Source organism: Bacillus cereus group sp. BfR-BA-01310, assembly GCF_022664325.1.
GTDB classification, from domain to species: Bacteria; Bacillota; Bacilli; order Bacillales; family Bacillaceae_G; genus Bacillus_A; species Bacillus_A paramycoides.
In genome coordinates this window covers 183,010-204,181 of record NZ_JAKUHD010000006.1, presented here as the reverse complement: position 1 = coordinate 204,181, position 21,172 = coordinate 183,010, and the positions used below count along the sequence as shown (strand labels likewise).

Below are 21,172 nucleotides of genomic sequence, written 5' to 3'. Positions count from 1 at the left end.
TTCTTTCCTCTAAATAGTTTTTTTGTTATTTTGAACCTACTATATTCTTAATTTTTCTCTTATCATCCAAGAAATACCCTATAGAATGGACTTTTTTCTATGTCTATTCTATAGGGTACATTTTTATCATTTACGTATACCTTTTATAGTTTTCAAAATGATAAGTAGGGTTAAAACTGTAATAGGAACACCTATATATTTCTTTCAATCAATATCTCAAGTTGTTGCTCCATTACATGTGGTGGATAAGGCATTTTGTTCATAAACCACCACTCCACTACTTGTACGCAAGCAGCCCCCAAAAATTGAAGAATAACTTCTTCTTTTACCCCTTTATTTTTCCCCTCATTTGTATTTATCCTCCTAGCATCCTTGATACTTTCAATGAAAAACTCCAGGAACCGTTTTCGGAAGAATGGGGCTCCTTTGCTGCATAACATCGCTGAAAAAAATATATAATTGCTTTCAAAATATTCGAATGAGCTAGTGATCCCATCTGTAGAAGCACTTTGAGATGGCATCTCACAGATTCCACGCAATTCGTTAATATGTTCCTCAATAAGTTTATCCAACAAATCATATTTATCAATATAATGAAGATAAATGGTTCCTCGGTTAACATCTGCGCTATTAGCAATATCCTGTATAGTAATGTCATCAAATGATTTTGTACACATCAGTTCAGTAATAGCTTTTTTAATAGCTTTTTGACTTTTTGTTATTCTCCTATCCACTTTAGACATAACTCGTTCACCAAACTTTCCTAAACGTAATTAGTAATTCCCATTAACGTGCTGAATATTAAGTAGATAACGCTCACTTAAAATATTATAATATTTTCAATAAAGATTATAGACAAATGTTGATTAATCACTCAATGTTTATTTTCCAAAAGCTTTAATTATCATAACTATTATAAGTCCAAAAGAAATAGCAATAATAAATTAAAACGTAATGAGTATATAAAACTGCTGTTTAATCTCTTACAGAAATACGGACGAAAATCCCATAGGTATGAGATGAAAACCTTATTTGATATCTTAGGTGTCATATACAACTTTTCTATGTCGCACAATCATGTAGAGATGGGATTACCCCCATCTTTTTCCGAAAAATGAATATGTATAAATTTCTTCTCCTTGAACAAAGAAATCCTCGTATTTTCCGCCTCGTTCCAAATAACTTGAAGTTCTTTCATCAATGGATTGAAACTGTAGATTTTGGATTTCTTTCGTTACTTTTGAAAGTGTAAAATTTTCTCGAAACCTAGTTGCAATTTGGCTGTTTATGCTAAAATTTTTAAATAAAATAAATAAACTTAATAAAAAACAATCAGGTTTTAAAAGAGAATTTAATTTGTGAAGTAAAAAATCTTCATGCTCAAAACTGTAATTACTAGTACCAGACTGATCAATTACAATATCAACAGATTGATTCTGAATAGGTATATTTAAAAAATCAGCACAGATAAAGAGGATGTTTCTTTTCGGATTGCTTCTCTCTAATACATCTTTTAAAAATAGCAGTTTATTCAAATCTCGATCAACTGCAATATATAAGCAATCTTCGGGTAGTTCTTCATAAATGTTTCGCAAAAAGAACCCAAGACCCGATCCTATATCAAGTAGTATTTTGTTATTTAAATCTAATTGTATTAGTTTCTTTTTCGCCCATTCTCCTTCTCTATGCATATTTTCCAAATATGCAGTATCAGTTTCATGAATATAATCCGAAATAGAATCTTCAAGTGAAGTTCGCTCATATGCTTTAAATAAATTACCAGCTGTTATAATCCCTGAAGTAATAATGTATTCTTCACCACAATTACAAATTAACTTCCCCTCTGTAATTTGATTGCTTTTAATAATTCCATTTTGAAGAATTAAGTTTTTGCTACACTTAGAACATATAAGTAAATGAAGTACGCTTAAATCTATCCCTAAAATAGAATTCGAAGTTTCATTTGTTAGAGATAAATCATTTAACACTTCTTTTAATTTATCTCTTCTCTCCTCTAAAATTTGTATTTCTTGTTCAATCTTTTCGTATTTCAATTTAAATAAAGATTGGTAAAAAGTATCTTTTTCGTAATTCATAGATTTCGCTAAATTTTTATAAAGAAAAAGTTCTTTAATTTCATTCAAGCTAAATCCTAGCCATTTGTACTCTAATATAAGCTCTACATCTTTTTGACAATACGCATCAAAAAAATAGTGGCCACCCTTCTTTTCAGGAATAATTAGTCCGAGATCCATATAATGTCTGATTGTATCTATACTTAGATTATTTATCTTTCCGAATTTACCGATTTTCATAATATCACTACCATTATAGTATTTTTTTATAAATACTTCTTTTTTTATAGTAGAAAATCCTTTTATCTATACATTATTATTTATGATACGGGGGATGATGTAATGAAGGTTTTATATAAAAAAAAAACCCGCGAATCATTCACGGGTTTTCTTTTTAATAACTAATTGCTATTGTACCTTCACCGGCATGAACAGCAAATGAAATTGGTAATGGATACAGTTTGAAATCCATTTCAGGGAATGCTTGTCTTATATCTGAAATCCATTCCTCAGCACCATCTTTATCATTAGCATGGAACATATGGAGTACTTTTGGTAGCTCTTTCTCAAGTTCATTTTTAATGTATTCTCTACACTTTTGGATTTTGCGCACTTTCTTTTCAAGTAAAAGTTCCCCACCTTTTACTTCCAATATTAAGTTGACACTTAATAAACTTCCAAGTAAAAATTGTACTCCTTTTACACGACCACTTGCATATAGACCTTTTAAACTCTTTGGAAATACATGAAAAGGCCTTCTTTTTTCATCTACTAATGTTTTGTGTATATCTTGTAAAGTCATACCATCATTGTATAACGATTTCGCTTTTCTAATTAGTTCATCCATTGGATAACTTGTTGTTTCACTATCTAAAACAGTTAAAGGGAAACCTGCCATTTCTGCAGCTAGCTTCATATTTTGATAGGTTCCACTTACTTTTCCGCTAATAGCGACTGCGAATCCTTCTTCGTATTCTTCTTTGCATTTCGTAAATAACTCTACCATTTCCCCAATGTTTGGCTGTGATGTAGTGACAGTTTTACCTTCGCTTAACGCATTATAGACGCGCTCACGCACACCTTCTTCACAATCTTTGTACGACACTCCATCAATAATAACTTCAATTGGGATAACAAAGTTATCTCCTTCTGTTGTAAAACTCGCAGTTGTACTATCAGTAATCCAAGCAACATGCTTCATGTTGTTCCTCCCTTAATTCAATTCCTCTTTTCTGACTTTTCTATATATTTATATTATAAAAAGAGAATATCCCTGTAATAGTAACAGGACTTTATTGTTTTGGCTATAGTAGATGAATATTAATTGTGAATATTTTTTGTCTATTTCACAAATAAAAAAGAAAATCAGGATATTTTCCCGATTTTTCTCTAATAATACATTATTTAAAGGTTTCATTATCTAAAATTACAACATAATCATTGGTCATTCGCCCAGCTTCTTTCGTATAACTGACAAGTCGTTGTATGTTATCACAGCAAATTTTCGCTCCCCATACGAGTAACGGTACACCGATAAAGTCGATGTGTAACCTTCTAGAAAACAGACCACCTAAAGTCATTGGTAAAGGAACTGTTGGTGATGTATTAGAAAAAATAATCTTTTCATGGCTTTGATAATGTTTTTGCAGAATCTCTCCTAAATGCTTCATCGCAGGTACAACGACTTTTGATGCCCCGCATCCAATTGTATATACAGGATTCCCATATTCATCTTGTCCATGAAAAATAATTTTCCCCATATCTTCTGTTTTCAATTTATTAAAGTAATCCACATTTAAAATTTCTTCTTTCGTTAACTTCCGATCAGTTGGTAATTTATTTAGATGATAAGCTGCAGCGAGTGAAGTTGTATGTGTTCCACCGAAGTCTGTATAGATAAAAATCATAATATCATCCCTTATTATAAAAAGTTCAATGTTAATTAGTATCACCATTCAAAAGATTGTTAAACAAGGGATGAATTTTTTATACTTTTTGTGTTAATTCATTATATTTCTTCCAAATATAATATCGTCTACTAATAACAGTACCTAATGTGATACATAAAAAGGCATTCGTTACAATCATTAATGTATAGGGCGTACTGCCAGAAAACATGCTTTGCTTAATTACGATTTTCGCACCTAAAATAACAAGGAGAATAACTGTACTTAACAAATTTCCTTTTCGTAATACATGACCCGTTTCACTATCTAATCGAAATGTTAAAGCTTTGCCTCTTATAATTCCAAGGACCAATCCAATTCCAAGCATTGCAACGAAAAGAAGTCCTTGCAATAAAGTTACTTGCTCCATGTGAACAATGGATTGAGTTGTTACATAACACAATAAAGCTGGAACGAGCCAAATACGATTAATTTTTATTTTACGTTCTTTCCCTTGCATTAAAACGATAATAAGAATAACAACGATAATATCCAATTAAATCCCCCCCCTATTTACTCACTTCCCTTTAAAAATTATATTTCCCTTTCTTTATTCCATACTTGAAATACAATAGCTACTTTGAATTGTAAAATATAGAATGTGATTTTTCATCAGTCCTAAGCATTATTTATAAAAGCAAAAAGACGCACTTTTTACTCGTACGTCTTTTAGTACCTTTATTCAAAACAAGTACATTTTTTATGAACTCGTTTAAACTTTTAGTTCTCCATAGATTCTACACCTTTAGAATTAGTTTTATCTAATACTTGAATGTTAAATTTAGCAGCTAGTTTTAAAGTGATTTTATAAATGAAATATCCAAGAATAGAACCTAGAACGTTACAGATTACATCATCAATATCGGTAATGCGTCCCCATCCACTAATTATCGACTCAATTAATTGTAACAATTCAATACAAACTGATATAACAAACCCTAATAATTAAGTGTATATATAACATAATTTTTATGTATCTATAATTGAAATCCATTAAAGAAAACCTTCATTTTGTATATAAAATGAAGGTTTTCGATTTATCGCTTATCGCATTAACTAAAATACTTTTCAAAGCAGACACAATCATGAACCCGTTTAAATTGTTTTCTTATTTCTTCTTTATTTTCACCTGTATAATGAGCAAATGTTTGAACCGGATATAACTGTTTTATATTACTATTTATCACATCTTTTATTTCATCTGTATGATCAGAATATACATGTAAATAGGAATCTACGTTTACAAAATCATTATTTCCATACCATTGTTGAACCCATAAATCATCTCTAGTCCATGCTTCCAGTCGATTTAGCTTAAGTTCTTTCGCTAACTTTTCTGCTTCATTTAATAGCTGATTACCAATTCTCATTCTGCGAAAATCGGGATGAACTGCAATATGCCAAATCATACCGCCAAGACCAGTTCCTCTTGAACAAACAGTACGTTCTTCTAATTCGTATTCAATATCTATTAAACCCACTATTTGATCTTCGTGTACAGCTACTAATTCAATAGCAGGATTTTCATATTTTTCTTTCTCTCTAAATACATTATCATAATATGCAGTATCTAAAAAAGATAACGCACGACAACGTACCCAGCCTATTTCATCGTCTTTTTTATATGCCCTAATCTTAATATCCATGTAATCAAAAAACTCCTTCTATTTCTGCCATTAATTTTTCAGGTCCTGCCCCTTTATTTGATGGAATAACTAATGTAATTCCTAAGTCTGGGTATACGGCCGAGCGAAAACTCACACCTGGATCATAACCCATTACATGATATTTAATAATGTTGTTTTGTTTTTTCTCAATCCATATTCCATAGCCGTAAGACTGACTATCGTTTACCAAAATGTGAGGAGTTAAAAGTAACTTCGTATATTCGCGGTTTAATATTTCATTGTTAAATAGAGCCTCCCAAAATTTCAACATGTCCGGCGCGGTAATGTAAGCCCCACCATCAGCACCGCCCTTTATAGGTATAGAGTATGTATTTGTTCTCCACTTTTCGTTATTTCCATCTTTTATATATCCAAGGGCTGTATGCGTTGGTAATCTATCTAAAGAAAAATAGCCGGAATCATTCATTCCAATTGGCATGAATATATTCTTTTTTATATATTCCGTAAATTCGAGTCCCGTCTGTTGTTCTATAATTAATCCAAGTATGATAAAACCGGCATTGTTGTAGTGAAACTTACTTCCTGGTGCAAACATCATAGTACTGTTTTGGAATAATGGTAAAAAGTCGCTTAAACCTTTTAAAAGATACATAGGCGTTTGTTTCCAAAGGTCCTCAAAGTTATCCATAATACTTTCATCAAAATAATCAGGAATACCAGAGCTATGTGTTAAAAGTTGATGTATTGTAATATCTTTATCGAAGTTTGGAAATTCAATATGTAAACAATCTTTTAATTTTGTATGAAAAGTAATTACACATTTTTCAACAAGTTGACAGATGCCAATTGCAGTGAATAATTTACAACCTGAAGCAATGCCAAATCGTGTTTGTAGTGTATTATTTATTCGTTCACTTCGGTTAGAATATCCAAACGAGCTTTCGTAGATAATGTCATTTTCTCTTTTAATTAAGACTACTCCAGAAAACTCTAATTCTTGGTACAGTTCTTTTACAATTCTCTCAACCGCATCCTTTGTATTGATCATAACAACCACCCTCATATGCCAATAATGTTCTTCCACCTAATTATTGTTCAATATATAGATGGAAGAACCCTCTAATTACGTACCACTAATTGTAAAAAGGAAGAAAAAATTATTTCGAATCTATTGATTCAGCTGAACATACCTTGGACCTTGAAGGTAATAAGGTAAACACACACAATATGATAGTAATAAGTAGCATTACCGATACTCCTACAATGACTACAAATTGTATAGAAGTGGATTGAGTTGCAATACCGAACAGTATCGTAATAAAAATTGTTAAAACGGCAATAACGAGCCCATATATACTTCCGATCCGTCCCATCATATGAACAGGGATGTTATTTTGATAAAATGTATAAAATCCTGTATTTGCATATGCCATAGAGAAAGATAAAATAAAGAATCCGATAGCAGCTATTAAAAACTCATTTGAAAAAGCATAGACTAAATAACCGATTGCGATAAATAACGAACCCACTCCTATAAGAAATGAAGGTGCTAATTTTCCTGACAAAATTGTATTAGTTATTGCGCCTAAAATAAAGCCTGCCCCAGCAATACTAACTAGGAAACCATACTCACTATCTGTTAACAGTAAAACTTCTTTCGCAAACGATAGTTCAAGTGAATCCATAGCGGTAGCTAATACCATCATCCCCTGGAATAAGAAGTAAACACATACTATATACACAGATTTTTTACTAAAATTTAAAACTACGTTCCAATCTTTCTTTAATAAAATTAGAGACAATTTATCACGGGATGTATTAGGATCGTCTTTTTTATCAAGATTAGGTAAAAGTAATGTAATGAACCCCGATAACAGAAATGCTATAGCATTCATATATATAGCAAACTCTGGTGTACTAGTTATTAATAATACTCCCGCCACTGCTGGACCAATTAGAAATGCACCAGATCCTATTAAACTACGTAATGAATTGAAACGCTGTCTTTGCTCTACTGGAATTAATTTCGTCATATACGTCATGGCAGTCGGTTCATAAATCGCACTGGCCATGCTTATAAAGAATACTAAGAGATAGACAATCCAAAGGGATGGAACCAAGGGTAAAATAGCGATAAATACTGCACGATATATATCGAGATAAACCATTAACTTCCGCTTATTTAAACGATCTATCATACTTCCTGACCAAGCGTTTGTAAATAAAGCGGCTAATGGTTTTATCACATATAAAGTAGCAACAGCTAAGGCTGAGCCTCCCATATTATAGACAAGTATATTCAGTGCTATTAAGTAAATCCATGCACCTAAATTCGCAATACCAACTCCAGACAGTAGTAATAAAGGGTATTTCCAATCTTTAAGCAATTTTTTCACTTTAGGTCCCCACTTTCTAAATTGTTTTAAAACAATAAAAAAATCCCACCCCCAAGACTTAAAGTCTTAGGGACGAGATTTATCATCGCGGTGCCACCCTAGTTTATTAATATGTCGCCATATCAACCTTATCAGGTACTGCATTGTTTTCATGCTTATACCTTAGCTCTATAACGGGAGCTCCCGTCACACCACCCCCTCATAAAAGGTTCCGATGTGCTGCTCAGAGGCTTGGTTCAATAAAGAATTTTTACTCCTTTTCAGCTAAATGGAGCTCTCTGTGAAAAATTCATTTTATTTACTCTTCTCTTCACTGCATTTAATTTTTTCCATATTATCAAAAGTTCATTTAACTGTAAATAAAAAATAATCAGATATTTAAAGTTGTGTCATTTTTGCTTTTCGTCCAATTCGGCATACGAAACGCATTAGTTTTTTATGAAAATAAGGAAATATAGTAAAAAATACGTCCATTGTTTTTTTTAATGGCATTGGACATATTACTAATTTATTTTTATGAATAGATTTCAGTGCAATTTCAGCAAACTTGTCAGCTGAAATTGGCTTATTTGTTTTTAGTTGTTTCATAATGTGATCCTTATTCATATTAATTGCAATTGATTTTTCAAAGATAGGTGTATCTACAAAAGTTGGACAAAGCACACTTACATTTACACCGTATTCTTCTGCCTCATAATGTAATGAAGTTGTTAACCCTACAATAGCATGCTTTGTTGTAGCGTAGGCAGCACAAAGTGGAGCTGGCCCTAGTCCTGTAGCAGATGCTGTATTAATGATATGTCCAAATCCTTGTGTTTTCATGTGCTTATAAACTGCTTGCGTACCATAAATTACTCCTAATAAATTTATTTCAATTATTCGTTTCCAATCATTTAATGACATATCTAGTACTTCTCCGTACATAGCAATTCCTGCGTTATTAAACATATAATCAATTCTTCCAAATTCATTATATATATTATTTATCAGTTTTTCGACAGATTCAGCATTTGTAACATTTAAATTTTCAAACCTAGCATGCTGATTGTTATTTCTAATATAATTCACAACTTCTTGGCCAGCAGTTTCATTAATATCTGCAATAATTACAAATAGCCCCTTATTGGCTAATTGAATAGATAAAGATTTCCCAATTCCAGAAGCTCCGCCAGTGATAATCGCGACTCTTTGCTCATCCATATAAACATCTCCTGTTATCAATATATAAAGCATACGGACGAAAGTAAGAAATTGAACAATTGTTCTAATTAACGTATCACAATACACTTATTTCTTTATTAAATGAATTGTTTTAGCATATTGATTAGCAACCAATGCGGCGCCTTTACTATTTAAATGCACTCCATCTAAAGTCAAATATAGATCTCTTTTTTGTGATACAAGATCTATTTTTTCTTGCTTTTTTAAGAATAAAGCTTCCCACATTATCTTTATGGGGTTAGTTGCTATATATTCAGAGGGATTATTATTTTCGAGTAATGATGCAAATTCTATATATAAATCAAGGTACAATACATTTTCATATTGTTTCGATAGTGTAAATATAGTGTTTCCTAATACCCTTATTTGTTTATTCCATTCACTATTTATATTTTCTCCAACAATCGTAGGCGATACTGCAACGACTATGTTGGAGTGACTCATAATTTTCTCGAGCAATAGCTTATAGTGTTCTTGGAATTCCACTTCATTTGATGTTATTGGATTTGCTTTTACCTTTAATAGTTTTGTATAAATATCATTTACACCAATCCATAAGAAAGAAATATCAAAATGATTTTTGGGTATTTGGGAGCTTACTCGATTTGTTAAACTTATAACCGTTTCGCCTGGTTTACCAAGATTGTATAACGTATCATTCGGAAATTCTTCATTTAATATGTTATAAAATGAAATACCTGGCCTTCCTTCTGTTAAGCTATCTCCATATAATCCTATTTTCATTTCACAGAACTCCCCTTCCATAAATAAATGGAATAAAAGATGTAAGAGTGTTAAACAGGTTTGTTTGAAATAGAAAGCAAAAAAATTGTAATCGCTTCTTCAAATAAGAGCTCTAATTCTTCAGTTTCAATTGAATAGATAAACTGGCATAATCCACCTAGCCATGCCCCTAATAAAAGACTTGAGTTTTCAATATTGTTTATGAAGAATTCGCCACTTTTTATACCTTCATCTAAAATTTGTTGATATGCAGTTAAGGGGACAACAGCTAAACCATAAAGTTGCTGAACTGTAGAAGAGTTTGTGCTTGGATCCGAAGCAAGTTCTTGACCTGCTTTCAATAAAGGGGTTGTATAATTATATAGTACATAGTTAGCCATTCCATATAATTTTTCAGTAGCGTTCTTGTAATCTTTTTCTGCTGTTATCCACTTTTCGTGCCAGTTTCGCATACTGTTTTTAGCTAAATAAACAAATAAGTTTTCTTTATTTTTATAATGATAATATATATGCCCTTTGCTGTAGCCAGATGCTTTTGCGATGTCTTCAATCGAGGTCCTTGTATATCCTTTTAAAGAAAATAACTCTGTGGCTTTTTCAGCTATAATTTGTTTGGCTAATTCGCCATCATATCGTCTTTTAGTCACAGGTGGCTCCTTTCACCGTGTAATCCTTAAAATTGAACGACTGTTCTAATTTATATATATGAAAGGGTTTTTGTTTTAGCAACTGATAAATGTTTTATTTAATATTTTTTATAAAAAATACGGTGCGTGAAATTGCTTGTCACCTTATCAAAAATAGCCTATAGATAATAGGCTATTTCAAAATCCTTATTAATTTGTATCCGCTTCTGCTAATGGTTGTAACGGGGGCTCTAAATCTAGCTTTAAAGTAGCCCCTTCTTGTAAATCTTGTCCTTTTTCAATACTTTGACTCGTCACATAGCCCGTACCTGTCGTTTTTAAATCTAATTTAAATAATTTTGATAAATACATAACATCACGCATTGACCAACCTTTTAAGTTAGGTATTTTCACATTATTTCCTACTAGAAATATACGATCTCCTTCACTTATCACCTCATCAGCCTGTGGATATTGTTTTATTATCTGTCCTTCTCCTAATAATACTGGCTGAAGTTTCTCTTTTTCTGCAATATTTTTTACTTTATCCATCGATTGGTTCACATAATTTTGTGCTTTTATTTGAGATTGCTTCGTTGCATCTGCCATTTGTTTTTCTGTATATGGTTTCACCTTTAAATATTCTAAACTGTTTTTCATAACTGGTTTAAAAATTTCAGCAAGAGGTTGAGCGCCGTACTCATCCCCCTTTAAATTCGGTTGCTTAATGGCTAAATATACGACTAATTGTGGATCATCAATCGGAGCCATTCCTAGAAATGAAAAAATGTAATTTTCCTTTCCTTCCATATATCGTCCATTTTCAGGATTTGGAATTTGTGCTGTTCCTGTTTTACCACCAATCGGATAACCATCAACTTTATACATCGTTCCCGTTCCTTTTGATGAAGTTATTACACGCTCCATTAAGTTCCTTACCTTATCTGCAGTTTCTTTTTTAATCGGATTCCCTATTTCTTTAGGTTGATTTTCCATAATAACTTGATTGTTTGTTGGATTTACAACTTTATCAACAATAAATGGCTTCATCATTTTCCCGTCATTCGCTATTGCTGTAGCAGCTTGTACTAATTGAATAGGAGTTACAGTTGAACCTTGACCGAAAGAAGTAGTAACTTGTTGAATCTGTGTGTTTAACAATAATGTATTTTTACTTTCTCCAGGTAGATCTATGCCTGTTTTTTGATTGAATCCAAATTTATTCATATACTTTTTAAAGTTGTTTGGCTTCAATAACTGATCTTCTAAAATAGAAAAGCCGACATTTGATGATCGTTCAAACCCTTCATCAAATGTAATAGAACCCCATCCATAACCACCATTATGGTCTTTAATTTCTGCTGAACCAACTGCGTATTTTCCTGATTGGAAATATTCTCTCCCGTTATATACACCTTCATTAATTGCTGCAGCTAATGTAAAAACTTTCATTGTAGACCCTGGCTCGTATGCGTTTGCAATTGGATCATTTAAAAAATATTCAATGTCTCCTTTGTTAGGATTATAACTAGGCTTACTAGACATGGCTAAAATCTTACCTGTTTTTGGATCCGCAATAATACCTACTAACATAGAAGGATCATAGTGTTGCTGTGCTTTATTCATCGCTTCTTCTAAAAAACTAGCAATTTGTTTATCTAATGTGAGATATACGTTATGCCCATTTTTAGCAGGTTCTATTTTTTCTATATCATTTGTAAGCGGAATTCCTTTTCGAGTGCCTAAATATGAAATATTTCCATTTGTAGAGCGCAAATATTTATCTAAACTTTTTTCAAGACCAAATTTCCCTTCTGCATTGCCTTTATCATCTGGTCTTGCAAAACCTAGTATATAAGAAGCGAAATCTTCATTTGGATATACTCTGGCTTTTTCAGTTTTAAAAGATACACCTGGTATTTTTAAATCTTTAATTGTTTCCTTCACATTTCTAGATAAATTCCGACCAATTTTACCAATTTCCACTTGTGTACGTCCTTCATGGAAATTTTTCATGATTTCCTCTTTATCAACTTCAAGCGCATCTGCTAAACGTTGAGCAGTGTCTTCTTTATCTTTTAATTTATCTTTTCCCTTTAAATTTACAACGATGCGATATGTTGTTGAATCTTGAACTAATACTTTCCCATTTTGGTCATAAATTGTACCACGATTTGCTTCCAGAACTCCATTTTTGTTATGTTGTTCATTTGCAAGATCCTTTACATTAACATTATGCACGACTCCTACAGCTTGAATATAAAATATACGTAAAAGCATAGTAAGAAACAAAACAATAAAAGCAATCATCATATATCGAGCGCCTTTATTCGTTTGAAGTTTATGCATACTTATCTCCTTTCCTTTACAATTTATTAATGCAAATATGCGCTTTTTTATTTTAGATACTATATTTTTCGAAGTTTTTTTAGTGAATTCCTCTAAAACGATAAGAAAACAATCTATGTTGCCAATTGTTTCTTATCATTTTATGTTTTTAAATATTAAATACGGTAAGTGAAATTTTAGAATCTTCAAATAAAAAGAACCTACTTTTTGTAGGTTCTTAAGTTTACGATGTGTGGTTATATTTCGCTAAAAAAGGAACTCGTTTTGCTACTAGTGCATACATTTTGAAAATAAAGTTTGCTAACGGTTCAAATATACGTGTACTTTGCATTACTAATCCGCTTGTAATAAATGTTAAGAACGCAGCACCAAGTATATCTAGAGGATAATGAACACCTACGTACATGCGTGATACACCGACTAATATTGCCCATATAAGCGCGATATATTTAAGTTTTTCTCCTCTAAGAATAAATGCGAAAGCAATCGAAAATACAAGTACGGAATGATCACTTACAAATGATGAATCTGCTGCATGCGGTACTAATTGATTTACATGATGTGTAATAAAAGGACGCGGATGATAATATACCGCATGTATAAGAACATTTACTAATAATGCAATACTAACTGAAAGTGTCGTATATAACACTGTATATTGTTTTCTAATTGCATTCTCTTTCTTTCCATTATTGAACCATAGGATAAGCATAAATAAAATAGCTACATATGGAACACTATTTGTAATAGCGATCATTAGCGTATCTAATAGCTTGGATGATCCAGCAAAATTATTAATCCATTGAAATACTGTGTAATTCATATTACTCTCTCCTTATTCTTTCTCATTGTACTTTAAATAAAGATACAAGTGTTCTTGACTTACACAGTATACAACATTAATATGAAAATGGGCTTAAACTTTTCTCATCTAATTCTCATTTTGCTACTATTAATTTGACAATCGTGTAACTATTTACACGTGCTAAATATGTATAAAAATTATAAAACATTTAAAATAGTATGGTAAACACTCTATGTATGAATATAATACTTAACATGTTCATTTAAATATACTAGCTACGAAATCATATTTTCATTTCATACGAAGGGCTATATTACCGAATTGTTCTCCTTGCTGCATTCGATTTAAAGCTTGAATTGCTTCTTCTAATGGATATACTTTATCAATGATTGGTTTAATATTATGTTCCTCTATAAAATGAATCATCTCATTAAATTCCTCACTACTTCCCATTGATGTTCCCATAATATCGATTTGATTATAAAATAATGCTCGTAAAGGTAATTCAATTTTATCTCCTGAACTTGCACCAAAATTAACGATTTTTCCATTTGGTTTTAATATATCAAAATATTTTAAGAAAGTTGCTGGCCCTATACTATCTATAATTAAATCTACTTTTTCGCCATGTAAGCACTCTTCCCAATTACCAGAACTATTAAAAGAAAAGTCTGCTCCATATTTTTCTGCAGCCTTTCTTTTGCTCTCTATCCTTGAAGTAACACTCACCTTTGCTCCGATTGCTTTAGCAAATAACATAGCATAAGTAGCTACACCACCGCCAATTCCCGGAATTAGAACATGTTCTTCGGATTTCAATCTACCTTTTGTGAAAAGCGCTCTATATGCAGTTAATGCCGATAAAGATAACACACTCGATTCTTCCCACGAAAGATAGGATGGCTTTTTCACTACATTTTCAGCTGGCAGAATAACATATTCGGCAAACGTTCCATCTGTTGGTCCACCTAATACTTCAGGTAACTCTGGTATTTCATGAGTATTATTCCATCCAATACTAGGATTTATAATAACCTCTGTATGTAGTGTGATATTTGAAACACCTTCTCCTAATTCCGTAACAATACCTGCACCATCTGATCCTAAAATTAAAGGTGATTTCATTTCTCTTCTATTATTTATTATAAATAAATCACGATGATTTAAACCTGCTGCTTTTAATTTCACTTTAACTTCCCCAACATTAGGAGTTATCTCCGATGATAATTTATATTCTAAACCTTTTAATCCTTTTTTATGTTGATGTACAATAGCTTTCATTAATTATTCCCCCTTAATACTTTAAATGTACTAGAAATATCGAAATAAATAAAATAATTTGATTAGTAAGCATCAAAAAAGGAGGAAATACAAAATGTATTCCTCCTTTTAAAGAGTTTTTTCAAAAAGAACTTTCTACCTTTAACTATTAATGAGTAGCATAAGGAAATGTAATCGTTACAATTGTTCCTTCATTTTCTTTACTCTCTAATTGAATAGCTCCGTTATATTTTTCTACAAGCCTTTTTGCTATAGATAGACCCAGACCATTTCCACCCTGTTTTCGACTTCTCGCTTTATCGACTCTATAAAAACGATTAAGAACAAATGGTAAATCCCCTTCAGGTATTCCCGCTCCATGATCTATTATGCGAATTTTAACTTTTCCCGATTGTATACTTGATTCAATGCAAATATACTTATTAACTTCTTTTGCATATTTCACTGCATTATCCATTACAATAATAATAACTTGCTCTAAGTAAGATGATGGCATTGAAATATATGCTTCCTCTGCATCCAATTTCATATCAAATTGAAAGTCAGTTTGAAGTACTGCAAAGTTTTGTGTAACTTGTTTTAATACGCTATTAACATGGACTTGTTCGACTGCTATTGGATGCATCTGTTCTGATTCAGCTCTTGATAGCTCTAGCAATTCTGAAACTAATTTATTTAATCGATCTACTTCTTTTAGACTGGATTGAAGAGATTTATCCAATACTGCTGGATCATTTTTCCCCCATCGATTCAGCATTGATAAGTGCCCTTGAATAATTGTTAATGGTGTTCGTAATTCATGCGATGCGTCTTCTACAAACTGTTTTTGCTGTGTAAAAGAAGTTTCTACCTCATCCATCATTTCATTAAAAAGAATCGATAATTTTGCGAGTTCATCATTATTTTCTCGTACTGGAACTCTTTCATTTAGTCCGTTTTTCTTAATGCGCTTCATCGTATCCGTTATGTTTTGGACACTTGATAAAAGCTTTTTCGTTATAAGTATCCCGCCTAAAAAACTAAGCACTAATCCACATATCCCGGCGATAACCATTACCACTAAAATTATTTTTAATAAATGATCAAATGTCTCTAAGTTTTTCGCAAGTTCAATAGTTCCTGTAAATTTTTTTGTTTGAATTGGTATTCGTTCAATTAATATTCGATCTTCTATCTGTCTTTTTATAAATGATTCATCTTGTAAAACCATTTTTGGTTCTACCCACGCTTCATTAAAATCTCGCGAAACAGTAACAATGGATTTTCCATCATTTCCTATAATACGAATCATTTGATGTTTATCAATCATATTGTTAAGAAATTCTTTACTGTTTTCAAATGTTTTGCTCGAAAGTGTATCATTTTTATCTTGAAAATATGCTGCTATTTCTGTCACTTGTCTGTTTATTTGTTTCTGTTCATAATCTATAGTCCACTTATTAATTACAATGAATTGTAACGCGCTATACAAAATAAACAATATGAATACAAGTGTAGTGGACCAAAGTGTTAACTTCCACTTTATAGGTAAATTTCGAATTCGGTACATAATGTTTTTTATCATTTCATTATATATCCAGCACCGCGAACTGTTTGGATATATTCCTCCTTATCTACACTATGTAACTTATTCCGTAAATAACGAACATATACATCAACGATATTTGTCTCAACCATTGCATCATATCCCCATACTTGGTCAAGTAAAATATCACGGGTAAGAACTCGATTAATATTTTTCATAAACATAAGCAGTAGCTCGAATTCTTTATTTGTAAGTTCGATTTCTTCATTTCCTTTAGTTATAGTTCGAGATTCAATTTGAAGCTGTAAGTCTTTAAACGTAAGAGAAGATGTGTGCTTATGCTCTATATTTTCTTCTCTTCTAAATATAACTCTCATACGTGCTAAAAGTTCTTCAATCGCAAACGGTTTTGGAAGATAATCATCAGCTCCACTATCTAACCCTGTCACACGGTCCATAATACTATCACGAGCAGTCAACATAATAATAGGTGTACTTTTAGTTGCTCTTAGTCGACGACATACTTCCAGTCCATTTAATCCTGGTAACATTAAATCAAGTAAAATGAGATCATAACTATTTTCAAGTGCTGCTTCTAATCCCTTTCTTCCGTCAAGTTGTATATCTACTTTATATCCTTCATACTTTAATTCTAATTCTAAAAAATCTGCTAAGCTTTCCTCATCTTCAATAATTAATATATGTTGCAACGATACTTCCTCCTATACGATTAAATGAATAAGCAATCCTATTCCGAATATAACCGCAATGAATTGATGTACTTTTCGATACATCTTCAATTTTGTTTTCTGATTAGATTTCTGTAAAACAAATCCTGCAATCCCTAATGCTATTAAGGCTAAAAGAGAAAATATACCACTGTATATTAGTATAATATGACGACTTCCTTTTATTAAAAAGTAAATACCGTGAGTAGTCGCAACAGCTATTACAGCGTATCCAATTAATACGTGAAACTGTTTTATAAAAAGATATAGCTCTTTAATTATTTTAAATCCGTACATATTTTTCTTCTTTAAAAATAACGATATTTGACGTAACAACCATAATGATGCAGCTAGAATTGCCCCATATTCACCGAAAGAACCTAATTTCTTATTTAATTCTTTTACATTTAATACATTCCCGTACAAAACATTAATAAATAGCAATGCTACACTGCAAATAATAATAGTAATACCTATTATTTTAACATACATATGAACATATTTATTTCTTAGTATCTTATCCATTTTTTATCCCCTTACTTATAAAGGCTTTGTAACAAGCAGTGTATCAAATAAAAAAGAAAGGAACATGAGAGAAAGATTAAAATAAAATGAGAATTTCAAAGCGACTTAAATTTTGTATCGATCCCTTTTAGCTAAAATTATTATTTTTTGAATAAACGGCGCTTTTTCATTTGTATAAGCAACTCGATCGAAAGGATATGTAGTAGCAAGTCTTTCTTTTAAACCTCTATATTCTTTTCGTGCCCATTCATGCTTTATGAGAAAATCTCGAAATAAAAGGTTGTTCTTCCATTCTTCACTATTATAAATATAAACATGTAAATGGTGGGTACCAGCTCTCCATTTTCCTTTTCTAAAAAAACGCCAATTAGAGTTTTTTTTAGGAACATATTCATATCCAATTTCCGCAAGGCTTTCAGTCCAATTTTCAGTAATTTGTAAGTTTGTTACGCCAATCATCATATCAATAAGAGGTTTAGCTCCTAATCCTTCTACCGCTGTACTTCCTATATGTTCCATTGTTATCACTTCTTTATTTAATAAAGACGTAATTTTATTTTTTTCATTTAAAAACTCTTTATGCCAATGATGTTGGTACGGTTTAATTATGATTTTTTCATCCATTTTCTTTCCTCCTTATAACTGTACATCATTATATTCATAAAATTTCACATTAATAACATAGGGATTTCACAAAATATGTCGAATACTGCAATATACAATTTAATTATATTTAATCCGAGGTGAATAATGAAAGATATTCCAGTTGAAATTCAGTTAAATAATATAACATTCCAATTAAAAGAGCATCATAATTTTGATTGGCTTATGAAATTAGGAAAAGTATTTGTAGCTTTTGATCAACAAGATTCGGGTAATATTTGCTTTGGGGTTGAAAAGAATGGTCAAAAGAAATTTATTAAATATGCAGGGGCACAAACAATAGCATATAAAGGGTCTACAGATGCAGCGATAATAAGATTAAAAAATTCAGTTATTCTTTACAATGAATTAAAGCACAATTCACTTATAAACTTAATTGAACACTTTCCAGTACAACATGGATATGTTTTAATTTTTGAGTGGTTTGATGGTGAATGTCTTCATCCGCACTGGAGTTTCCCACCCCCGGCGAAATATAAAGATTCTAACTCACCATTTTATAAATATAAGAAATTATCCGTTAAGGACCGACTTATTTCATTACATTCTATTTTTTCTTTTCATGCTTATGTAGAGTATAAAAACTATGTAGCTATTGATTTTTATGATGGTAGTATTTTGTATAACTTTAAAACAAATGAAACAAAAATTTGCGATATTGATTTATACAGTAAAAAACCTTACATAAATACAATGGGGCGATTATGGGGATCATCACGCTTTATGTCCCCTGAAGAATTTCAGCTTAACGCAATAATAGATGGAAAAACGAATGTATTTAATATGGGTGCAATGGCTTTCACGCTTTTAGGTGGCGGACAAGATCGTTCCTTTATAAAATGGGAAGCTAGTAAAGGTTTATTTGAGATAGCTTATCGTGCTGTAAATGAAAATCGAAGCGAACGCTATGCGTCAGTTGAAGAATTTTATAATGCATGGTTAGAAGTACATACTACTCAGAAGCTATAAAAAATTTATATATTTATTAGACATATGTAAAACTATTACTTTTATAATGTATAATACATATGGAATTGAAATTCAGGATAACGGGGCATGTATTATGAACTTTATTTACATAAATCAAAATGTTTTAAATAATCTTCTTTATATTTTAAGTAGTATATTTGTTTTTTATTTCGTTTATGATAGTGGGCTCTTTGGGGAAAAATACAAAAAACTACTTATTATTCTTTGTACGAGCATCCCACTTATTTTATGTATGCGATATCCTATCTATATGGATGAAAATTGCATTCACGATTTAAGACAAATACCCTTTTTAATAGGAACACTTTATGGTGGGTTTCCTGTCGGTATTATATTACTCATTATTTTATTAATAACACGTTTTATGTTTTATGGTTTTAGTCTATTAACAATTATTGTTTATGGAACAATATTTATTATTACAGCATTCGCATCAGCTAAATTTAATACATACAATAGAAAAATTAAAGTAGCTTCGTCTATGTTTTTAACTTTTTTCCTTGCAATATTTACAACTGTTATTGTTTTAACTTTATCAGATTTTGAAGTTAATAATTTATATATTATTTATTTTATTCTATTACCAACTACATTAATGTTATTTGTTGTCTATTTTAATGAAGTTTTAAAAGATGCGGTAATCATGCGATCAAAGTTAATTAAAATTGAAAAAATGGAGATTGTCAGCCAACTCGCTGCTAGTATTTCACACGAAGTAAGGAATCCTTTGACTGTCGTAAAAGGATTTACTCAACTTTTAAAAACACCCAATTTAACCCCAGAGTCCAGGAATGAATATATTGAACATATACTTGAAGAGTTAAATCGAGCACAAATAATTATTGATGATTACTTAACTTTTGCTAAGCCAGCATCAGAGAAACTAGACCGTATCTCTGTGGAGCACGAGTTACATCGAGTAATTAATATGATATTGCCTTTATGTAATATGAACACTATTAATATTACAAAAGAGTTCTCCGGGGGGACAATTATTGGTAATACACAGCACTTCCACCAATGTTTTTTAAACTTAATTAAAAACAGTATTGAAGCTATGCCGAGTGGCGGTGATCTAATTATTTCTGCAACTGCTAGTAATAATAAAGTCATAATAAGGATTCAAGATAGTGGAATTGGAATGTCGCAAGAGCAAATAAATCGATTTGGCGAACCATATTTTAGTACAAAAACGAAAGGTACTGGTTTAGGTACGATGGTTGCTGTTAAAATTATCGAAACAATGCAAGGTACTTTAAAAATCCGAAGTATTGTTAATAAAGGAACGGCTCTAACTATTACATTCCCAAAATATAGTGATGAGAGTATTCCATATAATAAATAAAAAAGGAGCCATTATGCTCCTTTTTTATTTCGATACAACAAGTATCTGCTATGTTTTTTTAAGTTTACATTTTGTGAAGACTAATTAGAAATTAGTACCCTTAGCTCCAACAGCTACATCCAACAATAATTAATAAAATAAATAACACAACTAATAAAGCGAAACCTCCACCAAAACCACAAGAACCACCGAAGCTCATATTTTCTCCTCCTTTTGGTTTGAAAACTAATAGGTAGTTGATCATTTTTAACTGGTTCGTATTATACAGTATGTGTATATCCCATTTTTGAGCATGTCCTCATAAAATTAGTAAAAGCACTCTATT

The 21,172-nt window shown here is 31.3% G+C and carries 21 protein-coding genes, 1 pseudogene and 1 other annotated feature; of the genes and pseudogenes, 2 read left to right on the top strand and 20 right to left on the bottom strand.

All coding sequences use genetic code 11. The annotated features are described in order from the left end of the window. Nucleotides 1-191: 191 nt before the first annotated feature. From MR109_RS15225 to MR109_RS15135, 19 genes and pseudogenes are all read right to left on the bottom strand, one after another. Complete coding sequence (locus MR109_RS15225; protein ID WP_025149089.1) at nucleotides 192-743, bottom strand: TetR/AcrR family transcriptional regulator; 552 nt, start codon at nucleotides 741-743, stop codon at nucleotides 192-194. Between the two features lie 348 nt (nucleotides 744-1,091). Then, complete coding sequence (locus MR109_RS15220; protein WP_242272769.1) at nucleotides 1,092-2,315, bottom strand: methyltransferase domain-containing protein; 1,224 nt, start codon at nucleotides 2,313-2,315, stop codon at nucleotides 1,092-1,094. Nucleotides 2,316-2,469: 154 nt separating this feature from the next. Then, complete coding sequence (locus MR109_RS15215) at nucleotides 2,470-3,276, bottom strand: DegV family protein (RefSeq protein WP_242272767.1); 807 nt, start codon at nucleotides 3,274-3,276, stop codon at nucleotides 2,470-2,472. Between the two features lie 199 nt (nucleotides 3,277-3,475). Beyond that, nucleotides 3,476-3,982, bottom strand: coding sequence for a DUF3189 family protein (locus tag MR109_RS15210; protein ID WP_071719447.1), 507 nt, complete (start codon nucleotides 3,980-3,982; stop codon nucleotides 3,476-3,478). A gap of 79 nt (nucleotides 3,983-4,061) precedes the next feature. Beyond that, nucleotides 4,062-4,517: a CcdC protein domain-containing protein gene (locus MR109_RS15205; protein ID WP_071719446.1), complete on the bottom strand. Its 456-nt coding sequence runs from the start codon at nucleotides 4,515-4,517 to the stop codon at nucleotides 4,062-4,064. Between the two features lie 224 nt (nucleotides 4,518-4,741). Further along, nucleotides 4,742-4,966: pseudogene (locus tag MR109_RS15200) on the bottom strand (VanZ family protein); the annotation flags it as partial. A gap of 107 nt (nucleotides 4,967-5,073) precedes the next feature. Then, entirely contained in the window at nucleotides 5,074-5,667 is a 594-nt protein-coding gene (locus MR109_RS15195) for a GNAT family N-acetyltransferase (protein WP_242272765.1), read from the bottom strand. A 4-nt stretch (nucleotides 5,668-5,671) separates the two neighbouring features. Next, nucleotides 5,672-6,697: a serine hydrolase domain-containing protein gene (locus MR109_RS15190; protein ID WP_242272763.1), complete on the bottom strand. Its 1,026-nt coding sequence runs from the start codon at nucleotides 6,695-6,697 to the stop codon at nucleotides 5,672-5,674. A gap of 109 nt (nucleotides 6,698-6,806) precedes the next feature. After that, nucleotides 6,807-8,045: an MFS transporter gene (locus tag MR109_RS15185; protein WP_242272762.1), complete on the bottom strand. Its 1,239-nt coding sequence runs from the start codon at nucleotides 8,043-8,045 to the stop codon at nucleotides 6,807-6,809. A 65-nt stretch (nucleotides 8,046-8,110) separates the two neighbouring features. Further along, nucleotides 8,111-8,368 (bottom strand) — a binding site (T-box leader). 55 nt (nucleotides 8,369-8,423) lie between these two features. Next, complete coding sequence (locus MR109_RS15180; protein ID WP_242272757.1) at nucleotides 8,424-9,245, bottom strand: SDR family NAD(P)-dependent oxidoreductase; 822 nt, start codon at nucleotides 9,243-9,245, stop codon at nucleotides 8,424-8,426. Nucleotides 9,246-9,332: 87 nt separating this feature from the next. Then, nucleotides 9,333-10,010, bottom strand: coding sequence for an SGNH/GDSL hydrolase family protein (locus MR109_RS15175; RefSeq protein WP_242272754.1), 678 nt, complete (start codon nucleotides 10,008-10,010; stop codon nucleotides 9,333-9,335). 50 nt (nucleotides 10,011-10,060) lie between these two features. After that, nucleotides 10,061-10,657: a TetR/AcrR family transcriptional regulator gene (locus tag MR109_RS15170; protein WP_071719440.1), complete on the bottom strand. Its 597-nt coding sequence runs from the start codon at nucleotides 10,655-10,657 to the stop codon at nucleotides 10,061-10,063. A 189-nt stretch (nucleotides 10,658-10,846) separates the two neighbouring features. Continuing rightward, nucleotides 10,847-12,985, bottom strand: a complete 2,139-nt coding sequence (locus tag MR109_RS15165; protein WP_242272752.1) for a penicillin-binding protein — start codon at nucleotides 12,983-12,985, stop codon at nucleotides 10,847-10,849. A 223-nt stretch (nucleotides 12,986-13,208) separates the two neighbouring features. Next, nucleotides 13,209-13,808: an undecaprenyl-diphosphatase gene (locus MR109_RS15160; protein ID WP_242272749.1), complete on the bottom strand. Its 600-nt coding sequence runs from the start codon at nucleotides 13,806-13,808 to the stop codon at nucleotides 13,209-13,211. A gap of 273 nt (nucleotides 13,809-14,081) precedes the next feature. After that, nucleotides 14,082-15,071 (bottom strand): zinc-binding dehydrogenase, encoded by a 990-nt coding sequence (locus MR109_RS15155; protein ID WP_242272747.1) that lies wholly within the window; start codon nucleotides 15,069-15,071, stop codon nucleotides 14,082-14,084. A gap of 148 nt (nucleotides 15,072-15,219) precedes the next feature. Then, nucleotides 15,220-16,635, bottom strand: coding sequence for a sensor histidine kinase (locus MR109_RS15150; RefSeq protein WP_242272744.1), 1,416 nt, complete (start codon nucleotides 16,633-16,635; stop codon nucleotides 15,220-15,222). Beyond that, nucleotides 16,632-17,306, bottom strand: a complete 675-nt coding sequence (locus tag MR109_RS15145; protein ID WP_002172173.1) for a response regulator transcription factor — start codon at nucleotides 17,304-17,306, stop codon at nucleotides 16,632-16,634. The genes MR109_RS15150 and MR109_RS15145 overlap by 4 nt, the downstream gene beginning before the upstream one ends. A gap of 12 nt (nucleotides 17,307-17,318) precedes the next feature. Further along, the gene (locus tag MR109_RS15140) at nucleotides 17,319-17,849 is read right to left on the bottom strand and encodes a hypothetical protein (protein ID WP_242272743.1); all 531 of its coding nucleotides are present in this window, start codon (nucleotides 17,847-17,849) and stop codon (nucleotides 17,319-17,321) included. A gap of 105 nt (nucleotides 17,850-17,954) precedes the next feature. Beyond that, nucleotides 17,955-18,473 (bottom strand): GrpB family protein, encoded by a 519-nt coding sequence (locus MR109_RS15135; protein WP_002172175.1) that lies wholly within the window; start codon nucleotides 18,471-18,473, stop codon nucleotides 17,955-17,957. A gap of 126 nt (nucleotides 18,474-18,599) precedes the next feature. On the opposite strand from MR109_RS15135, the gene MR109_RS15130 reads away from it, so the two are divergent. After that, entirely contained in the window at nucleotides 18,600-19,481 is an 882-nt protein-coding gene (locus tag MR109_RS15130; RefSeq protein ID WP_242272740.1) for a protein kinase family protein, read from the top strand. Between the two features lie 46 nt (nucleotides 19,482-19,527). Beyond that, nucleotides 19,528-20,847: a sensor histidine kinase gene (locus MR109_RS15125; protein WP_242272735.1), complete on the top strand. Its 1,320-nt coding sequence runs from the start codon at nucleotides 19,528-19,530 to the stop codon at nucleotides 20,845-20,847. Nucleotides 20,848-20,947: 100 nt separating this feature from the next. Here the strand turns inward: MR109_RS15125 and MR109_RS15120 are convergent, their stop codons facing one another. Continuing rightward, nucleotides 20,948-21,046, bottom strand: coding sequence for a YjcZ family sporulation protein (locus MR109_RS15120; RefSeq protein ID WP_000007808.1), 99 nt, complete (start codon nucleotides 21,044-21,046; stop codon nucleotides 20,948-20,950). Nucleotides 21,047-21,172: the final 126 nt, after the last annotated feature.

Excerpts from the sequence above, each read along its gene's own strand:
- MR109_RS15225 (WP_025149089.1), bottom strand. The coding sequence starts at position 743 with ATGTCTAAAGTGGATAGGAGAATAACAAAAAGTCAAAAAGCTATTAAA.
- MR109_RS15220 (WP_242272769.1), bottom strand. The coding sequence starts at position 2,315 with ATGAAAATCGGTAAATTCGGAAAGATAAATAATCTAAGTATAGATACA.
- MR109_RS15215 (WP_242272767.1), bottom strand. The coding sequence starts at position 3,276 with ATGAAGCATGTTGCTTGGATTACTGATAGTACAACTGCGAGTTTTACA.
- MR109_RS15210 (WP_071719447.1), bottom strand. The coding sequence starts at position 3,982 with ATGATTTTTATCTATACAGACTTCGGTGGAACACATACAACTTCACTC.
- MR109_RS15195 (WP_242272765.1), bottom strand. The coding sequence starts at position 5,667 with ATGGATATTAAGATTAGGGCATATAAAAAAGACGATGAAATAGGCTGG.
- MR109_RS15190 (WP_242272763.1), bottom strand. The coding sequence starts at position 6,697 with ATGATCAATACAAAGGATGCGGTTGAGAGAATTGTAAAAGAACTGTAC.
- MR109_RS15180 (WP_242272757.1), bottom strand. The coding sequence starts at position 9,245 with ATGGATGAGCAAAGAGTCGCGATTATCACTGGCGGAGCTTCTGGAATT.
- MR109_RS15175 (WP_242272754.1), bottom strand. The coding sequence starts at position 10,010 with ATGAAAATAGGATTATATGGAGATAGCTTAACAGAAGGAAGGCCAGGT.
- MR109_RS15165 (WP_242272752.1), bottom strand. The coding sequence starts at position 12,985 with ATGCATAAACTTCAAACGAATAAAGGCGCTCGATATATGATGATTGCT.
- MR109_RS15160 (WP_242272749.1), bottom strand. The coding sequence starts at position 13,808 with ATGAATTACACAGTATTTCAATGGATTAATAATTTTGCTGGATCATCC.
- MR109_RS15155 (WP_242272747.1), bottom strand. The coding sequence starts at position 15,071 with ATGAAAGCTATTGTACATCAACATAAAAAAGGATTAAAAGGTTTAGAA.
- MR109_RS15150 (WP_242272744.1), bottom strand. The coding sequence starts at position 16,635 with ATGATAAAAAACATTATGTACCGAATTCGAAATTTACCTATAAAGTGG.
- MR109_RS15140 (WP_242272743.1), bottom strand. The coding sequence starts at position 17,849 with ATGGATAAGATACTAAGAAATAAATATGTTCATATGTATGTTAAAATA.
- MR109_RS15135 (WP_002172175.1), bottom strand. The coding sequence starts at position 18,473 with ATGGATGAAAAAATCATAATTAAACCGTACCAACATCATTGGCATAAA.
- MR109_RS15130 (WP_242272740.1), top strand. The coding sequence starts at position 18,600 with ATGAAAGATATTCCAGTTGAAATTCAGTTAAATAATATAACATTCCAA.
- MR109_RS15125 (WP_242272735.1), top strand. The coding sequence starts at position 19,528 with ATGTATAATACATATGGAATTGAAATTCAGGATAACGGGGCATGTATT.
- MR109_RS15120 (WP_000007808.1), bottom strand. The coding sequence starts at position 21,046 with ATGAGCTTCGGTGGTTCTTGTGGTTTTGGTGGAGGTTTCGCTTTATTA.